16 protein-coding genes are annotated in these 22,719 nt (G+C 36.6%); 8 read left to right on the top strand and 8 right to left on the bottom strand.

Going from position 1 to position 22,719, the window contains the following annotated elements:
• Window positions 1-60: 60 nt before the first annotated feature.
• Window positions 61-1,422: an oxygen-independent coproporphyrinogen III oxidase gene (gene hemN / locus JR347_RS11850; protein ID WP_205720817.1), complete on the bottom strand. Its 1,362-nt coding sequence runs from the start codon at window positions 1,420-1,422 to the stop codon at window positions 61-63.
• Window positions 1,423-1,529: 107 nt separating this feature from the next.
• Here hemN and JR347_RS11845 point away from each other — a divergent pair, with 107 nt between their 5' ends.
• Entirely contained in the window at window positions 1,530-2,075 is a 546-nt protein-coding gene (locus JR347_RS11845; RefSeq protein ID WP_205720816.1) for a DUF4136 domain-containing protein, read from the top strand.
• A 2-nt stretch (window positions 2,076-2,077) separates the two neighbouring features.
• Here the strand turns inward: JR347_RS11845 and ccoS are convergent, their stop codons facing one another.
• Window positions 2,078-2,239: a cbb3-type cytochrome oxidase assembly protein CcoS gene (gene ccoS / locus JR347_RS11840; RefSeq protein ID WP_205720815.1), complete on the bottom strand. Its 162-nt coding sequence runs from the start codon at window positions 2,237-2,239 to the stop codon at window positions 2,078-2,080.
• A gap of 3 nt (window positions 2,240-2,242) precedes the next feature.
• Window positions 2,243-4,615 carry a heavy metal translocating P-type ATPase gene (locus JR347_RS11835; RefSeq protein WP_205720814.1) on the bottom strand — a complete coding sequence of 791 codons (2,373 nt, stop codon included), beginning with the start codon at window positions 4,613-4,615 and terminating at the stop codon, window positions 2,243-2,245.
• 111 nt (window positions 4,616-4,726) lie between these two features.
• On the opposite strand from JR347_RS11835, the gene JR347_RS11830 reads away from it, so the two are divergent.
• Window positions 4,727-5,473 (top strand): 7-carboxy-7-deazaguanine synthase QueE, encoded by a 747-nt coding sequence (locus JR347_RS11830; protein ID WP_205720813.1) that lies wholly within the window; start codon window positions 4,727-4,729, stop codon window positions 5,471-5,473.
• Window positions 5,474-5,524: 51 nt separating this feature from the next.
• On the opposite strand, the gene JR347_RS11825 is transcribed toward JR347_RS11830, so the two are convergent.
• The 3 genes from JR347_RS11825 to JR347_RS11815 are packed head-to-tail and all read right to left on the bottom strand — an operon-like array spanning window position 5,525 to window position 6,974.
• Window positions 5,525-6,121, bottom strand: a complete 597-nt coding sequence (locus JR347_RS11825; RefSeq protein ID WP_205720812.1) for a superoxide dismutase family protein — start codon at window positions 6,119-6,121, stop codon at window positions 5,525-5,527.
• Window positions 6,122-6,178: 57 nt separating this feature from the next.
• Window positions 6,179-6,811 carry an inorganic pyrophosphatase gene (locus JR347_RS11820; RefSeq protein ID WP_205720811.1) on the bottom strand — a complete coding sequence of 211 codons (633 nt, stop codon included), beginning with the start codon at window positions 6,809-6,811 and terminating at the stop codon, window positions 6,179-6,181.
• Between the two features lie 16 nt (window positions 6,812-6,827).
• A complete protein-coding gene (locus JR347_RS11815) occupies window positions 6,828-6,974 on the bottom strand; it encodes a hypothetical protein (RefSeq protein ID WP_205720810.1) in 147 nt (48 codons plus the stop codon).
• 185 nt (window positions 6,975-7,159) lie between these two features.
• Here JR347_RS11815 and JR347_RS11810 point away from each other — a divergent pair, with 185 nt between their 5' ends.
• Window positions 7,160-7,726 carry a hypothetical protein gene (locus tag JR347_RS11810; RefSeq protein WP_205720809.1) on the top strand — a complete coding sequence of 189 codons (567 nt, stop codon included), beginning with the start codon at window positions 7,160-7,162 and terminating at the stop codon, window positions 7,724-7,726.
• Window positions 7,727-7,795: 69 nt separating this feature from the next.
• Here the strand turns inward: JR347_RS11810 and JR347_RS11805 are convergent, their stop codons facing one another.
• Window positions 7,796-8,665: a sigma-70 family RNA polymerase sigma factor gene (locus JR347_RS11805; protein WP_155184428.1), complete on the bottom strand. Its 870-nt coding sequence runs from the start codon at window positions 8,663-8,665 to the stop codon at window positions 7,796-7,798.
• Between the two features lie 244 nt (window positions 8,666-8,909).
• On the opposite strand from JR347_RS11805, the gene JR347_RS11800 reads away from it, so the two are divergent.
• The 5 genes from JR347_RS11800 to JR347_RS11780 all read left to right on the top strand — a co-directional run bounded on the left by JR347_RS11800 (window position 8,910) and on the right by JR347_RS11780 (window position 13,132).
• Window positions 8,910-9,872 (top strand): tetratricopeptide repeat protein, encoded by a 963-nt coding sequence (locus JR347_RS11800; protein WP_205720808.1) that lies wholly within the window; start codon window positions 8,910-8,912, stop codon window positions 9,870-9,872.
• A gap of 59 nt (window positions 9,873-9,931) precedes the next feature.
• A complete protein-coding gene (locus tag JR347_RS11795; protein WP_205720807.1) occupies window positions 9,932-10,750 on the top strand; it encodes a prohibitin family protein in 819 nt (272 codons plus the stop codon).
• Between the two features lie 81 nt (window positions 10,751-10,831).
• Window positions 10,832-12,118: a citrate synthase gene (locus JR347_RS11790; RefSeq protein ID WP_205720806.1), complete on the top strand. Its 1,287-nt coding sequence runs from the start codon at window positions 10,832-10,834 to the stop codon at window positions 12,116-12,118.
• Window positions 12,119-12,177: 59 nt separating this feature from the next.
• Window positions 12,178-12,429, top strand: a complete 252-nt coding sequence (locus tag JR347_RS11785) for an acyl-CoA-binding protein (protein ID WP_205720805.1) — start codon at window positions 12,178-12,180, stop codon at window positions 12,427-12,429.
• A 1-nt stretch (window position 12,430) separates the two neighbouring features.
• Window positions 12,431-13,132, top strand: a complete 702-nt coding sequence (locus JR347_RS11780) for a 16S rRNA (uracil(1498)-N(3))-methyltransferase (RefSeq protein ID WP_205720804.1) — start codon at window positions 12,431-12,433, stop codon at window positions 13,130-13,132.
• A gap of 12 nt (window positions 13,133-13,144) precedes the next feature.
• Here the strand turns inward: JR347_RS11780 and JR347_RS11775 are convergent, their stop codons facing one another.
• Entirely contained in the window at window positions 13,145-22,573 is a 9,429-nt protein-coding gene (locus JR347_RS11775) for a T9SS type A sorting domain-containing protein (protein WP_205720803.1), read from the bottom strand.
• Between the last annotated feature and the right edge of the window lie 146 nt (window positions 22,574-22,719).

Below are 22,719 nucleotides of genomic sequence, written 5' to 3'. Positions count from 1 at the left end.
AGCTGCAAGCTAAACTAAAAAGATAGTCTAACTTGCAGCTTGAATCTAGTTGCTTGTGGCTTAGATCGCCTTACTAAACATCTGCTTTTCAGTCTTGTATTCTGTCAAGCGCTTATCGAATACCATACAGATATTTCGTAAAAAGGCCATCCCTAAATCGGTAATTCTAAACCCTGTTGGATAGAGTTTTAGCAACCCTTCTTCATGCATTGTATTCAACTGGATAAGCATATTGAGTGTAAGCCAATCTGGAGTAGAAGACCAGCATAATTCACCTTTGCAGGTGATATCTAAAAGGATTTTACGCATTAGTAAATCTTCTTCCGTTAAGAAGTGGCCTTTCTCTAGAGCCAATTTTCCTCTACCTATCTTTTCCTTATAATCTTCAACATGCTTAGCGTTCTGAGCATAGGCATATTTAGCATCGCTTACGGCAGAAGCACCTAAGCCTATTAGTAAGTCGGTAGTGGCATGAGTGTAGCCCATGAAATTCCTATGCATACTCTTTGTTTGATATGCTTTATAAAGCGGATCAGCAGGAAGGGCAAAATGATCCATCCCAACATCAATGTAGCCATTATCTATGAGTAGTTTTTTACCTTCTTCATACAACTCGCGCTTATAAGAATTATCTGGTAAATCTGCTTCAGTATATGCTCGCTGTCCTGGTTTCTTCCATGGCACATGCGCATAACTGTAAAATGCTATGCGTTCAGGTTTTAACTTAAGAACGGATTCAATGGTATCTTTTACGCTGGTAACTGTCTGAAATGGTAAGCCATAGATCAAATCAAAATTTACTGATTTGAACCCTATTTTACGTGCATCTTCTGTTGCTCCCAGCACATTTTCAAAAGGCTGAACCCGATTAATCGTCTTTTGCACTTTGAAGTCAAGATCTTGTACTCCATAACTCACTCGTCTTGATCCTAAATTGTATAACGCCTCCAGGTGTTCCAGGCTGGTATTGTTTGGATGACCCTCAAAAGAACATTCAAACAAAGGGTGCAACACACTTTTTGAATATATCTCGGACAGTAGCCTACTTAAATTTTCCGGACTAAAGAATGTGGGAGTCCCACCTCCCAGATGTATTTCTCTTAATATAGGAGTTTCATCAAATGTTTTCAGATAGATATCCCATTCTGCTAAAAGCGCATCGATATAACTTTCTTCAACCGCATGGTTTTTTGTTATGCGGGTATTACAGGCACAATATGTACAAAGGCTTTCGCAATAAGGTAAATGTATGTATAAGCTAATTCCCTGAGTATAATTAGATTCTTTAAACGTGCGTTTAACTACTGATAGCCAGTCAGTGGGACTTACCTGTTCTTCTTCCCAGTAGGGTACTGTAGGATAGCTGGTGTACCTGGGAGCTGGAACGTTATATTTTTCGATTAATTTTTCCGGAATTTTCATTTAACAAATCTCCACAGGAAATAGGTCTAAAATACTGACAAACATCAAGAAGCATTTTGATTGTCCTCACAATGCTGAGCCATGTCATCTCTTAGATTTGTATTATCATGAAAAAGATAGCAATACCCCTACTTCTAATACTTGCCGCGTGTGGTGAGTATACCATTGAATCTCAACAAGACCCCAAAGCAGATTTTAGTCAATATAAAACCTGGTGTTGGTTAAACAATTGTACACCATCTTTTGAAGGGCCAGATTATATTTATTCTAAAGCAGTGTTGGAAGACATTACCAATGCCATTGCCGAAGAAATGTATAACAAAGGTTATGAACAAGGTGATGAAAATTCAGATTTGATGCTTAATTATCATGTGGTAATTAAAGAAGATTCTGCACTTAACTCTATCGTACATGAAGAAGCTTTACCTCTTTGGGAGCATTACGATGAGAGTGAACGATACTATCATTTCTTAAAAGGAACACTCATTATAGATGTGGCAGATCGTGAGTTGGGTCAAATAGTGTTTCGATCCATTACTGAAAAATACCTACCTGCACATCCTAAAATGAATTATGCTGAAGTTAAAGAGGGAATTAAAAGAGCGTTGGAGGATTTGCCCAAACGTACTAAAACTGAAGAAAAGCCTTTATAATGCTACTTCTTATCTTTCCTCGCTTTCTTATCATCAAATAACATACGTATTGCCGGGCTTACAGTATCATCATATTGCCCTGATTTATTAGCCCAAATGAACAAACCAAGAAAGCAACTGGCCACTACCAAACTCACCATAATTAAAACAAAGATTACTGACATAGCTTATAAGGTTAATTTTTTAGCGTAATAATTACTGGATAAGGTTGTATATAAAATGATCGAAACGCTGCTTAAAGGCATAAGTATAGCAGCTACTATTGGTGTTAATAATCCTGCTAAAGCAAAACTCAAACCTACAACATTATATAAAAACGAAATACCAAAGCTTTGAAACAATATACGCTTATTTACTGTGGCAAACTGCAGATAGACATTAAGTTTAGTCAATGAACTTCCCTGCAATATACCATCACAAGCAGGTGAAAAAGCAGCAATATCATCAGTCACCGCTACGCCAATATCACTTTTTTGAAGCGCACCAGCATCATTGAGCCCATCACCTAGCATCATCACTTTCTTGCCGGTTCGTTGTAACTCTTCCACTATCCTCAGTTTATCTTCAGGCTTTTGGTTAAAATGAAACTGAATTCCAACCGGGAAAATAGCCTCAAGGTTTTTAAGCTCACTATCATTATCACCCGATACAACAAGAAGTTGATATTTGGCAGATAGCGCATGCATAAGTTCTTTCAACCCTTCTCTATAACTCAACTTAATTTCAAAGTAACCTTTAACATTACCATTTATACTTACATAAACCCTGGCTTGATCATGGTTTATAATATCTTTTACACCCAGCCATTTTGCTGAACCTAATTGGTAGTTAATACCATCAATAATGCCTTTAATACCTTTCCCGTTTAGTTCTTTAAACTCTTTGATATCAATTTGAGGTGCATCCAGCTTATTGTATATCAGTTGGCTCAGCGGATGCGTTGAATTAGCGCTTAGGCTTTTAATTGCCACCAAATCAAACTCACTTAATGTGTCCCCAACATAATTGATTGCATGGTTTGACTGCTCAGTAAGTGTACCTGTCTTATCAAAAATTAAGATATCACTATCTGACAGTTTTTCAGTGATAGCAGCTTTTTTAAGGAAAAATCCCTTCTGACCCATTATTCTAATTGCATTGCCATTTGTAAAAGGAGCAGCCAACGCCAGTGCACAAGGGCAAGCCACTATAAGTACCGCAGTTACTACCGGCCATATTTTAGTAGGATCATAAACTAGCCAGTATAAGCTCCCTGCCAAGGCTATAGCCAATACAGCCACTGTGAAATACTTGCTGATCTTATTAGTTAATTCTTCAGAAGTAGTGTGCTTCTCATTCTTAAAGGCTTTATCATTCCATAAACTTGTCAGATAACTTTGCGATGACTTGGCTTTCACTCTAAACGCTGCCCTACCTCCTATTAGCTTACCACCGGCATAAACAAGATCACCACAATTTAATCTGATGGCGTCTTTTTCTCCAGTAACAAAACTGTAATCAATTCTGGCCGAATCACTTAGCAATTCAGAGTCGCATGGAATAATCTCTTCATTTCTAATGATTATTTCATCGCCTGGCTCAAGATTATGAATGGTTACATTCTCTTCTTGGCCATTGTTTTTTCTAATTACGGATAATGGAAAATAGGATTTATAATCTCTATCAAATGTTAAACTCTCAAAAGTCTTCCCCTGGAACCATTTACCTATGAGCAGGAAGAAAATAAGTCCTGTAAACGAATCCAAATAGCCAATGCCAGTTTGTCCCAAAATCTCAACAGCACTTCTAATAAAAAGCACTAACATTCCCAATGCAATAGGAACGTCAATATTGATCATCTTATGCTTTAATCCTTTGTATGCTGAAATCAAATAATCTCTGCCCGAATATATGAGAACAGGTATTGAGAGAAGCAAATTAATGTAACCAAAAAATGAAGTGAACTCAGAGTCTGTGGTAGAATCTATTCCCAAATACTCGGGAAACGATATTAGCATTACATTCCCAAAGCAGAAGCCAGCCACCCCAATTTTTAAGGCGATGTCGCTAATAACCCTCTTCTTCGGTCTATCGTCAATGGAAAGGTCTGGCTTGTAGCCTATTGAGTCTAACAACTCACATAACTCTGATAGTTTGAGCAGTGTAGGGTCAAATAATATTTCGGCTTGCTTTCTACCAAAATCTACACGCACCTTTTTAATACCCTCATTTATCTGATACAGATTTTCAAGTACGTACAAACACGAACTGCAATGAATGCTTGGTAATTTTAATTTAACCTGTTGAAAATCATGTGTTTTAAAACTTAAATACTTCTCTTGAACTTCATCTAAATCAAGATAGTTGTACTTACCCTTTTCAACCTTTGTTCTGGAATGATAAAACTCTTCTAGCTCGCCTCCTTCAAAAAGTTGGTAAATAGCCTTACAACCATGACAGCAAAAATCATGGTCATCATATTGAATAAGTTCATTAATGCATTCATCACCACAATGAAAGCACTTTGTTTTCTCCCTAACAGATTCTTTCAATTCAATCACATGTCAAAGATGATAATAACCGCATGTCATAATCCTGACTCCTGTCATACACTACCGTGATTCTTCTCAAAAAAGAACTTAGTTAACTATTTTGCTATGTAGTTTTACACTGTGAAATTAGCTGTACTAAATAACGAACCAGAAGTATTTTATTCGATACAAGGCGAAGGTGCAAGCCTCGGTAAACCTGCAATTTTTGTTCGTTTATCATTATGTAACCTGCACTGTGTGTGGTGCGACACGGATTATACATGGAATTGGAAAGGAACGAAGTTCAAACACAATAACGACAACAAGCCTGAATATACAAAGTTTGAGAAAGAACGATGGATTACAGAATTAGAAGATGATGAGTTATTTGAAAAGGTAAAAGTGTTTCCATGCAAAAGGGTGATCATTACTGGTGGCGAGCCACTGATGCAACAGAAACAATTGGTTTCATTTATGAGATTACTCAAAGAGAACGGCTATACTATTGAGGTTGAAACTAATGGCACACTGCTTCCAAATGAATCTATTGATACCCACGTAGATCAGTACAATGTATCTCCAAAACTCTCAAACTCAAATAATGAACTTAAGTTAAGGATTAAAGAGAATGCTTTAAGCTTTTTTAATTCTACCCCGAAGTCGTTTTTCAAATTTGTAATTGATACTGAAAAAGATTTAGCTGAGTTGTTTCAAATTATTGAAAGGAACAGCCTTACTAAGGATAAAATATACCTGATGCCCCAAGGCACAAATGCAGAGCAGCTGCGTTCTAAAAGAGACTGGCTTATTGATATCTGCAAAGAGTCAGGTTTCAATTTTACTGATCGTCTGCATATACATCTGTATGGCGACAAACGGGGCGTATAAAAAACCCTGACAATGAATGTCAGGGTTCTGTAATTTACGAATGAGATATACTTACATTTTTTCTTTTACTACTCCACAACCTACTCTTGGGCCAGCGGCACCAGACGGTTGAGAGGTGAAATCATCAGCACTGGCATGAATAATTATGGCCTTGCCAACAACATTAGTGCTATCTGCACCTCCAACACTCCAGCCTTTAACTGACATTGATAAGCTTCCTGTACTATCTTCACCTACTACTAGGTTATCAATATCACCGGCATGAAACATTTGGCTTTCGCCTCTTTTACCATGATCAACATCGGCTGGATTCCAATGACCACCTGCTGATGTAGCATCCGGTGCACTGCAGTCTCCATTTGCATGTAAATGAATAGCATGGGTTCCTGGTGCAGCTCCTGAAACTGATAATTCAAACGCTACCGTTCCATCACCATTATCTGTAAAATTAGCTTCGCCACTTAATGTACTTCCGCTAGCACTAGAAATAGCTGCCATGGCCATTGGTTTGGCAGACTCTTCTTTTTCCATCTCCATTTCTTCTGAAGCAGCTGTATCTTCTTCAGTAGATTCCTCTTGCTTAGCACCACCACATGATACTAAGGTAAAGACCGCTGCTATTGCTAAAAACTTGTTTAAAAATTTCATATTTCTATTTGTTAGTTGGTTCTCTTCTATTTTAATGATTTTGTTTTTGAATATCAACTATGAAACACTAAAGTGATCTTCATAGTCCTTAACACTCCTTCTAATTACATCATATGCTTCTTCTTTACCATAAAGGTGAGTAATCTCCGTTTTTTTAATCGGTGCTTCACCTGGCATTTGTTTATATGTTAAAAAGTAATGTTTAAGTCTGTTAATTAAACAGTCTGGACAATCTTCAATGGTAGTCCAATCGCCAAAAACCTCATCGCCTTTCAAAATAGCAATAATTTTGTCATCAGCTTCACCACCATCAATCATTCGAAAGCCGCCAATTGGCAATGCCGGAACTATAATATTACCATGATTAATATTGCGCTCAGTAAGAACACAAATATCTACAGGGTCTTTATCACCTACAATAGAATTGTTTCCCGTCTTTTGTTGACAAAGCTCAGCTACGTTTTCCGCACTGTATGTTTGTGGAATAAACCCATATAAAGCTGGAACAATATTCGAAAATTTCTGGGGACGATCTACCTTAATAAAACCAGTCGTTTTATCGATTTCGTATTTAACAGAATCGAAAGGTGTCATTTCTATGAAGGCGTTTACGATGGAAGGGCTTTCTGCACCGATATTTATACCATGCCAGGGATGCGGCAAATATGACTTAACATGAATTTTACTCATGCTTTAAGTTAAACTATTAAGTCATTACATCCACTACTACCTTTAAGATAATAGTGCAAACACCTACTACAATTGAAGCTATTAATAGAATAGGAATAATAGCAAAAGCCATCGGAAAAGTTAAAATACTATATTTATCAAATTTTAAACCTATTCTATGCATAGTACAAATTGTTAAGTTCTGATGTTCGAAATAAATATAGAAGTATTTTTCAACATTGAACCTATTTTAAGGGATTTTTAACGAAATATTTGCCAGCTTATCGAATCAGAGGAATTTTAATAGCATTGATTAATTACAACTTACTAGATTTAACGCATATCTTATTTAACTATAAAAATATTTTGATGAAATCTTTATTATTTACAATCTTCATTTTATTTGCTTCTTCCGCTATTTCTCAAAAATTAAACGATCAATTTTCTGTTTTAATGGATGAAACAGAAACGTTTAAAGAATATAAGGTTATCAAAATTCAAGAACTTAACTCCTTTTGGAAAGGTGTTACAGATAGTATTAATAACAAACATGAAATAATAGTGGATCTTCAAGCAAAGAATCAGGATTTAAATAATCAAGTAACTTCCTTAGAAGTAGAAATAAAAGAAGCACAGGCTCAAATAGAATCTCTTCAGGGCCAAATCTCTACTATCAGTATATTCGGAATAGCAATTGATAAAACAGTCTATAAAGTAGTTAATTTTACCCTATTAAGTACTTTAATACTTATTATTGGACTAATCTTTTTCAGGTTAAAGGAAAGAGTACAGGTAGCTAATGCTAAAATTAAAGATTACAATAATTTAGAAAGCAAATTCGAGGAGTATAGAAGAAAGTCACTCGAAAATCAAATGAAACTCAGAAGGGAGTTGCAAACTGAAAGAAATAAACTCGAAGAAATAAGATCGATATAATTAGTAAGACTCAGGGCATAAAAAAAGGAGCTTAAAAGCTCCTTTTACATTTTCATAAACTTAATCTTATTAGCTAGCTAGGTAAGGAATAAGAAGCTCGTTCTTAGGGTTCTTAGAAAGTTTTCTAAGTGCTTTTTCCTTAATCTGTCTAACTCTCTCTCTGGTTAAACCTAAGTTTTCACCAATATCTTCTAAAGATAAGCTTGGCTCTTCACTCAACCCGAAGTACTGGTTGATTACAACTCTTTCTCTTTCAGTTAGAGTAGATAATAATCTTCCTACCTCTCTCTTTAAAGAATCTTTGTAAACAATGTTGTCCACTTCGTTGCTGTCTTCGTCTTCCATTACATCAAGTAATGAACTTCCTTCATCTTCTGAAAAAGGCTTATCAATAGAAACCTGCTTAGTTTGTGACCTTACAGTTGTTCTAACTTCATCAATTGTCATTTCTAACAACTCAGCTAGTTCCTCATCGGTAGGCTCTCTTTCAAATTTCTGCTCTAGTAAAGAAGATGCCTGGTCAATTTTAGATAATGCACCAATTTTGTTTGATGGTATTCTTACTATTCTGGAGTGTTCTGCTAATGCTTGAATGATAGACTGTCTAATCCACCATACAGCATAAGAAATGAACTTAAATCCTCTTTTCTCATCAAATCTTTTAGCTGCTTTAACAAGACCTAAGTTTCCTTCGTTAATTAAATCGTTCAAAGGAATTTTGTTTGAATAATGGTACTGTTTGGCAACAGAAACCACGAATCTCAAATTAGCCTTTACTAATTTCTCCAAAGCGGCATCATCGCCTTCTCTGATTCTCTGAGCTAAATCAACTTCCTCTTCAGGAGTTAACAACTCATCTTTTGAAATTTCATTAAAGTACTTTTCGAGCGTTCTACTATCACGGTTAGTGATAGACTGCGTAATCTTAAGTTGTCTCATTCTTGTTATTTACTGATAATTATTTCCTGTTTCCCAATCTATACGAACAAATAATACGCTAAAATGTTCCCTATTGTTATTCTTTATAAATATTTTTGGAAAGATTTGTTCAAATTCTTCCCCTGACATTTCCACAGGCCAGCCGTTAATTGCTGATAATTGGGAAATTTCGCATGATACAAAAAATATCTGATATGGGTAAGAATTATTTTGTTTTATTTGTTATAATCCGTCTAGACATCAAGTGAACGTTAAAAAATCCAGTAAAGTTTTAGTTTCGTCATTTTTTTTATCAGTTATTTTCATTTTTGGATTTTTCAAAGTTGCTTCCAGCCAAAATAGTGAAATCGATACTGCTGAAGATCTTTATAACAGAGGCTACCGCTATTTATCAGCTGACAAGGAAAAGGCAATTGAATTACTTTCTCAAAGTATTGAAAAAGATTCTACCCTTACCAATGCATATTATCATCGAGGTATCACCTATTTCAAGTTAGGTAAATTTGATATGGCGCTTTCAGACTTTAACAAAACCTATGAATTAAATCCTGACTTGTCTATCCTATTCATGTACAAAGGTTTTGCGCACAGAAATATGGGTGATATTAATAAAGCAGTCGAATCTTTCTCCAATTATATTTCGCTAAACCCAAAAGACACATCGGCCTATTCTTACATTCTTCGTGGAAAGATGAAGTATGAACTTGGCGATTTTAATGGTGCAGTAAGTGATTATAACATGGCTACAAAGCTTAAACCATTTGAAGAGAAGTATAACTACTACAAATTTGTGGCCTTTAATGAAGCAGGATATTATAGTGAGGCTCTTAAGTGCGTCAATAACCTGATTGAAGTAAATCCAGATTTCTACGGCTACTATTTCTACAAAGGCAATGTTTTTCAAAACCTTAACTACTACGACTCTGCCGTGTATATGTATAATATTGCAATCATTAAAAACTACCAAAATCCTGATAGCTATTTTTACAGAGCCCAATCTTATGAAAAACTAGAGAAGTTTAGCAAGGCGCTGGAGGACTACAATACGGCTATAACACTGAACAACACTGACGGCTCATTTTATTCAAAACGTGGTAATTGTAAGTATTTGATGGGCAAAAAGGAAGAAGCATGTGAAGACTGGAATGTTGCCGGGTCTCTTGGTTATTATGAAGACTTTGATAAAGTAAAGAGTGTTTGTAACTAGCCTTTGCTTTCTAGTGTTAACTTAGGGAGATTTGCGATCTAACAGAAAAATTAAAAATCATGGATAATAGAAAATTTTTACCGTTTATAGTCATAGGTGTAATAGGGCTATTCATATTGTTTGGCTTATCGTCTAGTATATTTTATACCATTGAAGCTGGTGAACGAGCAGTAATATTTAAGAAGTTTCAAGGCGGATTGGATAAAGACAATGTAATTCCACAGGGTTTTGGAATGAAAGCACCATGGAATGATATTTATGTTTATGATGTAAAAGAAAGCTCTGTCGAAGAAAAGATGGACGTACTTGATAAGAATGGATTGAGCATTAATGTAGATGTGACGCTTCGTTTCCACCCTATTTATGATGAAGTAGGATATCTGCACGAAAACTTTGGAACTGGTTATGTAAATACATTAGTAATACCAGAAGTAAGATCAGCCGTACGACAGGTAATGGGACGGTTCACCGCTGAAGAAATCTATTCAACCAAAAGAAGTGAAGTTGAAACGATGATAAAAACTGAAACTGAAAGAAGCTTAATGCAGAACAACTGCCAGATGAAAGCGTTATTAATAAGATCTATTAATTTACCGGATCAAATTAGAGCAGCTATTGAAAACAAGTTGAAACAAGAGCAAGAGGCTTTGGCGTATCAATTTAGATTAGATAAGGAAAAAAGCGAGGCAGAAAGAAAAAGAATTGCTGCTGATGGTGAAGCAATTGCCAACAAAATTATTAACAGTAGCTTAACTCCTGAGTTATTAAAGATGAGAGGTATTGAAGCTACTTTAGAGTTAGCCAAATCACCAAACAGTAAAGTAGTGGTAGTAGGTAGTGGAAAAGACGGTATGCCTTTAATATTAGGCAACAATTAGTATGCATACCGAGCTTTTATTTAAGTTGATTTTTGATTAATTTCACGAACATTTTGATTTAACCTAAAACGAATAATAAATATGTCTAAAACGGCTGAGATTAAATACGAAGGAAAGTCATATGAGCTTCCGGTAGTAGAAGGCACAGAACAAGAAATAGGTATTGATATTGGCAAGTTGCGTGGAGAATCAGGGTTGATAACACTTGATCCGGGATTCAAAAACACGGGATCCACTACAAGTGCAATAACTTATTTGGATGGAGAAAAAGGCATATTACGTTATAGAGGTTATTCAATTGAAGAGTTAGCTGAGAAGTCTACATTTTTAGAGGTTTCGTATCTCCTAATTTATGGACAACTACCTACATTGGCTCAGTTAACTGATTTTCAGAATCAAATTAAAGTACACACACTTGTTCATGAAGATATTAAGAAGATACTAGAAGGTTTCCCTTCAAACTCCCACCCTATGGGCGTTTTATCTTCATTAGTAACTTCACTTACTGCATTTTATCCTGAGTCGTTAGATCCAAACAGATCTGCTGATAAAGTAAACTTGAGCATTATTAGAATTTTAGCTAAGATGCCAACGTTTGCTGCTTGGGCTTATAAAAACGAAGTTGGACATCCTGTGAATTATCCCGACAATAGCTTAAATTATTGCAGTAACTTTTTGAAAATGATGTTTGCTTTACCAGCAGCACCATACGAGGTTGACCCTGTTATTGCCAATGCATTGGATAAGTTATTGATTCTTCATGCTGATCACGAGCAGAACTGTTCTACTTCAACTGTAAGAGTCGTTGGTTCTTCTCAGGCAAGTTTGTATGCTTCTATTTCAGCCGGAATAAACGCGCTATGGGGACCACTTCACGGTGGCGCCAACTCTGCAGTTATCAACATGCTGGAGAACATCAAAAAAGATGGTGGTGATACCAAAAAATGGATGGCGAAAGCGAAAGATAAAGATGATCCATTCCGTTTAATGGGCTTCGGGCATAGGGTGTATAAGAACTTCGATCCTCGTGCTAGAATTATAAAGAAAGCAGCTGATGATGTTCTTGACAAATTAGGTGTTAATGACCCAATCCTGGATATTGCTAAGGGACTTGAAGAGGTTGCATTGAATGATGATTACTTCGTGGAAAGAAAGCTTTATCCTAACGTAGATTTCTATTCTGGAATCATCTACAGAGCTCTTGGAATTCCAGTAGATATGTTTACTGTAATGTTTGCATTAGGTAGATTACCAGGCTGGATAGCACAGTGGAAAGAGATGCGTGAAAATCATGAACCGATTGGAAGACCAAGACAGATTTATGTAGGTGAAAACCTTAGGTCTTACGTTGACATGAAAAACAGATAATTAGAATAAATCAATACTAAGCCAGGAGGAAGCTTCTGGCTTTTTTAATTTATACCAATATGAATTTCGAAGAAGCAGTTAGTAAATCCAAAGAATTACCTCAAAGGCCGTCAAACGATGAGCTTTTAAAATTATACGCATTGTATAAACAAGCTACTGAAGGCGATAATAATGAAGAACGACCTGGGGGTTTCGACTTTAAGGCTATAGCCAAGCATGACGCATGGGCGGAGTTAAAAGGAAAGTCAAATAATGAGTCGAAAACTGAGTATGTAGCGTTGGTTGAAAACCTAATAAGTAAATACTCTTAAAGTGCAGCTCTTTTACGAGCCCCTTGCTACCGATACCTCATTCATATTAAATAAAGAGGAGGCGCAGCACTGCCTGAAAGTACTGCGCAAAAAAAAAGGTGATCAAGTCACCATTATTGATGGCAAAGGCAAATATTATTTATGTGTGATAACTGACGACAACATTAAAAATTGTCAGTTAGAAGTACTAAATGTAGAAACCTCCACCCTCCCAGATAGACATATACATATTGCTATCAGCCCTACCAAAAATTTAGATAGAACAGAGTGGTTTGTTGAAAAAGCCATTGAAATTGGCGTTTCTGAAATAAGTTTTATTGTTACTCAAAACTCTGAGCGAAGGCACATTAAACTTGACCGGCTTTTGAAAAAAGCAGTAAGCGCAATGAAGCAATCATTAAAGGCAACTTTACCTGTTATTAATGACCTAGTGCCTATTTCAACATTCATTAATGAACAGAAGGTAGATTCTACAGCTACACATTTAATCGCCTACGTAGATGATGCTAATCCGTTACTAATACAAAACGCAATAACTAATAGTGAAAAAGTACTGGTGCTCATTGGACCAGAAGGTGATTTTACTTCGGAAGAACTAGAATTGGCGCTAACTTCAGGATATCAAAAAGTAAGCTTAGGAAAATGCCGCCTCCGAACGGAGACGGCTGGTATTGTTGCTATAACTATTCTTAATAACGTATAAAACTACAACGGACTATTTTGTAATAATCAATCTCTTAGTAATTGATTTATCTAGTTGTTCTAATCTAATGATATAAATTCCCTGATTAAGCTGTTCTGTAGGTTGAACCTTTATATCATCATAAAGCTCAGAAGAACTATACTCATTACTAAATACTTTCTTACCAAATAAATCAAACAATTCTAACCTTACAGGGACATCTTGATTTGCAGTTACTCGAACATTGATATTATTCTCCGAAGTAGGATTAGGGTAAACATTAAATAACAACGTGAAATTTTGCGGAATATATTCTACCAATACTACTCTATGGTCAATAGTTACCTTACCATCAAAATCTACCTGTTTTAGTCTGTAATAATTATTGCCTGCCATCGGCTTCACATCACTATAAGTATATTCTATTAGTCTAGTAGAATTACCATTCCCTTGAATAACAGCTAAAGTTTCATAATCTAAGCCATTAGCTGATCTTTGAAGTTCAAAATAGTCATTATTTATTTCAGTTGAAGTCTTCCATTTCAATAGCACAGATTCATCAGTTAACATTCCGTCAAAAGAAACTAGCGTAACTGGAAGTGGATTATTCGCTGTTGTAGAACCAAGGGTAAAAATTTGCTCGCTGAAACTATTGTTGCTTACAGCTACAAACCTACCTTCAGATTGTGTATGACCTGATGAGAAACTTGTGCCATCTAGATTATCCCAAGAGCTTAATGCATCATTCCAGATCATCACTTCTAACTCTTCTCTTTCTGCTAACACTGTTGACACATCACTTGCAGCCCCCCAGCTTAATCCAACTCTAGCAGTCACACCAGATGCAGCCACATTACCATCAGATATTTTCCAATATTCACCAGAGCTTATCGTTTGAATACTAGAATTTGTAGGAGTAAGATTATCCACTAACGGGTCAGCCGTTGGATTTCTTTGAAAGTATTCTGCTTCCCAAGTTAGCCCTCCGACCGAAGCCGAGTTAACTGAAATTGGACGCCACTGTGTAGAGCTTCCTATTGGAAAATCTTCTGAGCCATTAACTACAATAGACAACCTTCCATTAATATAAGAATTTAACCTACCAATACTAGGAGCAATGCCACCAGTGGAATTAATTAAGAGTGAGTTGCCATTGGTTACTATTATTCCATTGGATAAAATCAAAAGATTACTAATTTCAACTGATCCACTTTGAATATTTATCCCTGCAGAATTATTTACTTGAAGTCTATATATCGAACTAGCTCCAGTAAAATCTCCACTAATATTTTGGGCTGTACTTCCTGCCATACGTACTCTGTTAGTACCTGACCCAGAGTTGTAGATTCCTGAAATGTAAATAAAGTCACCTTCTAGGAAAAGATTTCCCGAAGTTCCCGATATATAAGTTCCTCCTTGTATTGTCAAGTCTCCTTCAATAGTAATTGACCCACCATTTTCCTCATCAAAAGCACCTCCTAATATCGTTACATCTCCTGCAACATTTATTATTGACGTACCAGTATTTAGTATTCCGCCATTAATTACAATATCCTGATTTACTGAAAGTGTCCTGCCATCAGAAAGATTAACGGTTGGACCATTTATAAGAAGACTTTCACAAATATCCATATTATTATTAGGAAAATCTCTATCTCCAGAACCACTTAGCGTCAGATTTCTAATTTCTGTTACTCCTCCTAAAATAGGATAACTACCCGTTCCTGCATATTCTAATCCACCACCCGAACAGCTTAAGAAGTTTCCTGAAAAGGCTGGCAAATCAGCACTAATACCATTGCTAATTATCCTTAAATCACCGGTACCGTCTAGAATACCAAGCCTATGATTAGAAGTACCATCAGCTATCTCTAAAACTCCACCTGCCTGAATTTCAGTTCTGTAAAAACTAGTATTGTCTTGATTGACAGTAAGGGTAAAACCACTTGGTATAATAACCACAGAACCTGTAGGTGCTCCACCTCCTGGCACGGCAACATCATATACATCGGCATTATAGTTACCATTTGTATCTACAGTGTATGTCGCAACGTTATTTGGAATAGCTAAATCGATACCAGCAAAGTAATCACCTGAAATACCATTGGCATTATCACCACTAAACGTAAAAGAAATGGTATTCAATGCTTCGTCTACCTCAGCAGTTGTAAACTTATTTATTTCATTCGTTGGGTTATTGAAAGCCAATATTCTAGCCGCAATGTAATCTGATTCTGCTCCATCTGCAGCTAAAACTAATGCATCATTGTAAGTAAAATCTACATCAGCGGCAAAATCACCTGAGCCAAAACCTGTGGCGGTTAACGTCCAATAATATTGAAGTACATTGTTAATATCTCCACTAGCTGTCAAATCATTGCCATCATCAATAGTTGGATGATACTCATTTGCCGGACTCACAAATATTGTCCCCCCTGATGCACCAGATGTGCCAAAATCAATGAATGTTGGTGTATAAAAAGTCTGACCAAGTGGATAAGTGAAATCACTAGAAGAACTAGCGGCAAACACCTTTCCTACTCCTTTATCAGCAAATGAACTATTTGTTCTAATCATGTTTGAAACAGAAAATGGCTGTACTGGTGTAATATCAGCTGAAGCCCCAAAAAGAATATTACTTCCACCAATATCAAAAACACCACCATTTAGTCTTAGACCACCATTTATATTAAAGTTATAACCGTTACCTGGTGGAATTTCAACTCCATTTGAATTTTCAACGGTAATAATACCTACTTCACTTGTGCCTGCTGTTGACCTAAATAATTGTTGTAAAGCAGAGCCGGAGAACTTGATACCTTCACCGCCAGCACTTGTATGACCTCCTTCCAACACTGCGTTTCCATTGAGATCTATAGTATTTGTCCCACTATTAATTGTTCCCTCGCTATGAATGAAAAATCCATCCACAATAATTGATGCATCAACATCCAATGAACCAGCATTTACTTTTGTAAAGTTGAAGAAGGTTGTATTACTGCTACCACTTATAGATTGAGTCGTAGTACTAGTAAAAGAAGTAGTATTCGCTGACGCTGTAAATGTACCATCATTTATAAAGTTATCTTCTAAATTTAAATCTATTCCCGCGGCATTGAATGTAGATCCGCTATTTATTGTAAAACTTCCTCCAACAGTTAACGGATTAACTCTTAATCTAGCAGTTGGACTGTTACCACTATTGCCATTAATATTTAAATCGGCTAGTGTGATGGTAGAATTAATTCCAAAATTGGTCTGTCCTGCAGGTGTATTTGCGTTAAAAATGTTGATCGTACCTGTGACATCAGATTCATCCGGATCAAGATATAAAGCTGCTATAGAAGGTGAATCCTGATGCCTTTCAATAGCCAACGTTCCCCCTGTGTATGTAAATTCACTTCCTGCATTATAAATCTGTAACATACCTCTATTATTGGTTGGGCCAGCTTGTGTACCTATTCTTACATCACCACCAGTTTGACGGTATTTTAAAACTCCTGTATTTGCAGTAGTAATTGGTCTAATTTGTGAACCTACATTTAAAGAACCTGAAGATATTTCTAAAATAGCATTCCCTGACGCTGAATATTCTATGTAATTATTCCCATTACCAACAGCATCGTCCATATCCAGAGTACCGCCATCAACAATCAAACAACCATCCAAATAAATACCTGAATCGTCACCACTAACATTTGCTGTACCTTGTGTTATTTGTAAGCCTCCTGTTGAAGGTATATTAAAATCATCACCTCCTGTTGTCAAATTAACATTAATAACAGCATCATTAAATACAAGTGTTCCATTTTGAATCTCAATGGCTTTGGTTGCTCCATTAGTTGAACCGTTAATAGTAAATGAATCATTAAAAGAAAAACTATTAGACTTATCAGTTCCTTTATTCACAATCATTCGATGCAAAGTCACCGAACCACTATTTGTAAAAGTATTGTTACCTTCTCCTCGAAGTTCAAGATCGATGACAGAATTAGTACCATTGCCCAAGTTCATTGTTCCAGTCGATGGAACGGTTATGTTACCTTCTACAATTAGTCTATGGTCATTGGACAAGCTATTATTTACCAATCTTAGTTGCCCACCATTGGTGCTATTAAAGCTCAGGTCACCTTCGATCACAACTGTCTGATCACCTGTAGAGCTTCCTTCGAATTCAAAGAAACCTGAACCACAACAGCCTGAACCAATTTCAACGTTATTTTTGAATGTCAGAGTTCTTGAGGCATCATTATTTACCCTAATTAACATGTCACCATTTAAATTAGCCCTGCCATTAACAGTAACATCCACATCTGGGAATTGAACAATTCTATTCGTTGAATTTCCTCCAGCAAACCAAAGTAAAGGATATTCTGTGGCACTTGCCGAAAGCGTAGCAGTTCCTGTACCACCATCCCAAGCATAAATTACAAGCGCATTTTCATCATCATTAAAATCTCCAAAGTCACCCCCTGGAAATATACCAGTGTAACTAGAATTAATATTGTATTGAATTACAGAGCCATGCGTGGTTTGAGGATTACCTCCATCTATATGCCTATCAGTTACAACTACAGTTCCAAAATTAGAATTATATGCCGCATAACTTCCGTTGGTGTCAAAAATGACTCTTGGACAACCACTAATAAAATTGTTATTAACCGGATCATAATCATCGAAAACTAACTGTGCTATATTTACAGGACCTGTTCCATTATTGATTGAGAAAACTCCCGCTCCATAGGTTGTAGGATCTCCTGCTCCACCATTATCTCTAGTTAATATTGCTATATCACCATCTCGAGGATAGTCCCCAGCTGCACCACCGTCTCTTGTTAAAGACCATGCACTCGTACTAGTCCAGTTCGCTTGAGATGTATTTCTAGAGTAAAATATTTGAGGTGCACCTATAAATCTTGCTGCGGCACCTGCTGTGTAATTTGCATTTTCTAGCGAAAAACCAACATTTGGAAATTGTGGATCCCAGTTATCATCAACATTAAAACCTTGAAATATTTCATCCCCAGTTCCAGTATCAATATTGTCATCTGCAACATTACCGGGTAATGGTAGCGTTGTTCCCGTGTTTAATCCGTTAAACACAATAACATTACCAGGTGCATTACCTTGTAGATTATTGTTTTCGGTACCATCATTTGCACTTCCATTCCCACTATTTCCGGCCTCTTTAACAGCCTGAGTGGTTCCATCGTAGGACCTTTGATATGTGTCACCATCTAGTACCTTACCAGGAACATAATTTGACTCGGTACCTACAACGTCATCCTGATCATATTGAAATAACCAAGATACTGTAGGTATACCCCCATCAAATCCCTCGTGTCCTACTCGCCAATAATAAGAAAGAAGATCACCACCAGAAAGGTCTGTTGTTTTCAATTCACCATCAACAGGTCGAACAGTCACATATTCGTCACCGGAATACGTTACAGCCGCATCATCTACAACCCACATGAGAGCAGGTGTGTATCTATCGGCAATACCTATTGGGAACCATAATAGATCAGGGTTCTGATATTCATCATTGAAATTATCATACGAAGGATCGAATCCTATATTTTGGGTATCATCAGCACCCCCAAGGTTTGTTACTCTTGGCACTTTAATACTTAATCCTCCATCAGACGCATTACCTGCAGTATAAAAATATTGACGCGCTCCAGAGGTATTAAGTCCAAACAAATACTCTGAATTACCGGTACGAAGTCTCTCATTATCTCCATTAGATTCAGTGTTTAAATCCAGAATGTCTACTTTAAGATTATGAGTTCCAAGATTGACTCCACCATGTCGATAAACAAATCGAGTAACCTCTAAATCACTACCTAAGTGAAGTTCATCATTTCCCAAATCCACTACAAGGTTGCCTATAGTTGAGCCGTCTGTAGAATTTATCGTAATTATGTCCCCTACATCTGTAGCAGGGTTACCATCGGGATTTTGTTCTCTTATCTCCAAAAATGAATTAGTAGGATTTACACCTTGTTCGTAAACTAACAAATTACCATCAACATTTATCTCTGAAGCATATACTCTAACTATATACCCATAAATACCACTGCCTGTCGGATCAATTTGATTTAGGGTTGAACTAGAGGCAACTGTAAGTCCGTTACGAATGTAAAGTAACCTTGCGTCATTAGAATCAAGATTTTTACCCCCTGTGCTTGTCAGTGGATCTGTAGGCGGGTTATCCTCTAATCCAGGATCTTTAGCTGCCAATTGAAGTGTTGCACCATCTTTATCAATTACTAAATTGTAAAGCGGAAGTCTATAATCATCATAAATATTGCTAGTTGCGTTATCAGGGTCTTCATAGCCAGTCAGAGTATAGTCAAGAGTTGTAATATCGCCCACATAGAATATTCCATACACATTACTGTCAAAAGTTAACGTAGAACTGTTGGCATTATCAGCTTCATTTGAGAATACGTCAATAACCGCGTTATCATTAATCGTTAAATCACTTCCAACAAATATATCTACACAATCGTCAGTGCCGTCTAAATCGTAATCATAGCATAAATCCAGATACCCGCCATACGTACTTGTACCATCATTTCTTATAGTTCCTGTAAGAATTGATAAATCGTGAAGTACTACTAAATCTGGATCAAATATAGTGCTTTCGTTAGCTCCTGTTCCGGTTGAACCGGTTGTAACCGCAATACGTGCATTGGAATTTGTACTATTTAAACTGTTACTTATTGTTAGATCCCAAAAAGGTGCCTTTGATGTTATTTTAGATATTTTCGTATTCGTAGAAATTGCATTCACCGTTCCGCCAGTAACACTGATATTGCCTGGATCACTATTAATAAAAATTAATCCTCGATCAGAGGCCCCTTCAACATTTAAAGTTCCTCCAGACATATTGAATGTATTCCCAGGGTAAGACAAGCTAAACGTATAATAATCCTGATTCACTGAGCCTCCCGTGACATTCACTACACCACCTGATTGTGTATATCCACCGATATTAGTTGGACCATTTACGGATGTTCTAATTTGTCTAGTAGTTAAAACACCATCAGAAACCACAATATTTCCATTAGCTCTTGTTGTTATACCGCTGTTTATTGGTGCATCAATAGTACCTCCAGATAGTTGTATCGTACCATATGGAACTATAGCTGTTCCAGAAGGCTTTGCGGCTGAACCACCATTTACCCACAATCTGGCAGCTTCTGATATGTTATAATTTCCAGTATTATTTAAAACTGGTACATCGACATTAGTGTTTAATCTAACTGTACCTCGTAAAAGTCCTAGTGCATTGTCATTTGTTGTAAGTTGTGCTATAGAACCGTGGCCATAATCTGCCGGACCAAATAAGTTAAAATTAGCCGCAGATGATGAGTTAATATCAAGAATATAGGTTTGATCTTCACCTTTATCAATTTCTATTCGATAAAAATTAGTAACGCCAAAACAATCAATAGATTGGTCTTTAACGTCACTTAGGAAGTTGGCATCAACTATACCGTCCGTTGCTTCTGCACCATAATTGGTAGCAACTCTATTCGTAAACTCTGCCCTTCCTTGATTTACGAAGTCACCATAAAAATTAAACTCATGCCTAGCATTACCTGTACCTACATTGAGCTCTGCGTTTGAGCCTACACTTACGTCTCCATAGGTATTAATAGTTCTTGAGTTGGCGCTATTATCATTTATTTGCAGAATACCTCTAGTCAATGTCAAATCTCCATTTACAGTATAATCGGCTAGAAGTGTTGCAACATTCGATGCAGCATCGAGATTGAGAATGACATTATTAAATTGCCTATTTTGATTAAGAGAAAGTCCTGAACCTCTAATTTCAACGGTTCCACCTACAATTGAATCGGCAAAAAGAGCTGTGCCTCCTGTTGGAAAATTATCCAAACCGCCATTTCCTGAAATTCTTATAGTACCAGATCCTTTAATATTAAAAAAGTCATGACCTGTAGTTGTACCAATTATTAAACTACCGGCCACTTCTAAGTTCAGACCGTCATTATCGTCTGAGTCCATTGTAACATTGTCACCTGTAAGAATTGTCACATTATCCGATGATGTTGGTACTAAACCTGTTACTGGCACTCTTAACAATCCAGAAGGGTCTGTGGTCCAGGTCAAAGGATTATTCCAATTACCCGAAGTAAAAGAATATATATTTACAGGAATTAGTTGTGCGCCTCTTCCTATGGTGTAATAACCTGAAGGTAAACTGATATTGCTAGCATCAACTACAAGCTGATCTGTGTTCTCAATTGAATAACCATTTACTGAAACTCTTGTGAAATTTGAGCTTAAATCAGGACGATATAATAGAACATAATCCGTTGCACTACCTACTGGAGCCAAACCAGCTGTTCCAAAATCAAACCTTAGCTCTAAACTTGTACTGGAAGAGGCTTGCAGGTACCAACTTCTTGCCCAACGGTCTGTAATTTCTACTTCTCCAAGATTGGATGTATTGTTCTGTGCATGTGCTGTATTATCATGAGCAATGAAAACAAACTCGTTAGCACTATTTAAACTGCCATTTAATTCTTCAATTTGTAGTGCATCGGAAAATCCGGATTGTGCACTCTTAGTTGTTCCATCAACCGTTCCTATTCCTACTAAATCATTAGCATAGGCAGCATCTCCAGAAGAAAAGTAATCATTAGCACCAATTGTAATAGCATACTTTTGGCTCAAATAATTCTCTACAATGATTCGTTCTGGTGCATTTAATGCATCTTGATAAACAATTACTTCAGCAATATCACCATCAAAACTTCTATTATCACTTAAGTTAAAGTTACCAATGTACAATGGTGAAGCTTCATTAGGCAAAGTTGTAGTAACATTTGCGCTACTATTGTTTGTTGAGTTGACATATAGATTATATTTATTGCCAGCCAAAGTCTGGTCATAAACACTAGAAAAGATATTTGGTGCGTTACTTAATGTAATATTAGCAGCTCCACCATTACTAATATCAGAAGTTAAATTACCTCCATTTCTATAAATTCTATACGCCTGGTTGGAGCCAGCAGTCGTTCTTTTGTTTAGAATCCCATAAGTACCATTAGAAGAAGGGTTTAATACAATAAAGAAAGACATGCCAGGAGATCCATCTAAAAGATCATTATCTGGTATTGCTAAATGAAAATTGGTTGTCCCGCTTGGGCCAAAATTCATTGAAGGCAATCCATTGAGACTAGCATTAGAAGCTGTATATGTAGGTCGTAAGCCACTCGTTGCCTGAACGGCATTTAATCCATTACCAGACTGGTCAGCCCAAGCTGAGACAGTTCCAGATTGAGTAACTCCTGCGTCTGATCTAAGCCACAGAACATTTCTGGGGCCTGATGAGCCATCTCCAGTTCCAATACCTGCAGGGCCGGTTTGTGAAAATGTACTCGTAAAAAATAAAAATAAGAGTGTGGACAGTAAAAATTTTTTCATAGTTATTTGAACGCGTTAGCCAACTGTATTCAATAATAATTATACCAATAGTATTAACCGCTAAAATAGCTGTATGCCAGCAGTTTACCAAGATTTTAATTTTTATTTAATTCCAATCTGGTACTATTTATCCCATATTTGGACTA

Source organism: Fulvivirga lutea, from assembly GCF_017068455.1.
GTDB classification, from domain to species: domain Bacteria; phylum Bacteroidota; class Bacteroidia; order Cytophagales; family Cyclobacteriaceae; genus Fulvivirga; species Fulvivirga lutea.
This window is presented reverse-complemented; position numbering and strand designations above follow the sequence as displayed.

Bases quoted from the DNA above. Each gene is read 5' to 3' on its own strand.
- JR347_RS11795 (WP_205720807.1), top strand. From the start codon at position 9,932: ATGGATAATAGAAAATTTTTACCGTTTATAGTCATAGGTGTAATAGGG.
- ccoS (WP_205720815.1), bottom strand. From the start codon at position 2,239: ATGTCAGTAATCTTTGTTTTAATTATGGTGAGTTTGGTAGTGGCCAGT.
- JR347_RS11815 (WP_205720810.1), bottom strand. From the start codon at position 6,974: ATGCATAGAATAGGTTTAAAATTTGATAAATATAGTATTTTAACTTTT.
- JR347_RS11810 (WP_205720809.1), top strand. From the start codon at position 7,160: ATGAAATCTTTATTATTTACAATCTTCATTTTATTTGCTTCTTCCGCT.
- JR347_RS11790 (WP_205720806.1), top strand. From the start codon at position 10,832: ATGTCTAAAACGGCTGAGATTAAATACGAAGGAAAGTCATATGAGCTT.
- JR347_RS11805 (WP_155184428.1), bottom strand. From the start codon at position 8,665: ATGAGACAACTTAAGATTACGCAGTCTATCACTAACCGTGATAGTAGA.
- JR347_RS11775 (WP_205720803.1), bottom strand. From the start codon at position 22,573: ATGAAAAAATTTTTACTGTCCACACTCTTATTTTTATTTTTTACGAGT.
- JR347_RS11785 (WP_205720805.1), top strand. From the start codon at position 12,178: ATGAATTTCGAAGAAGCAGTTAGTAAATCCAAAGAATTACCTCAAAGG.
- JR347_RS11845 (WP_205720816.1), top strand. From the start codon at position 1,530: ATGAAAAAGATAGCAATACCCCTACTTCTAATACTTGCCGCGTGTGGT.
- JR347_RS11825 (WP_205720812.1), bottom strand. From the start codon at position 6,121: ATGAAATTTTTAAACAAGTTTTTAGCAATAGCAGCGGTCTTTACCTTA.
- JR347_RS11820 (WP_205720811.1), bottom strand. From the start codon at position 6,811: ATGAGTAAAATTCATGTTAAGTCATATTTGCCGCATCCCTGGCATGGT.
- hemN (WP_205720817.1), bottom strand. From the start codon at position 1,422: ATGAAAATTCCGGAAAAATTAATCGAAAAATATAACGTTCCAGCTCCC.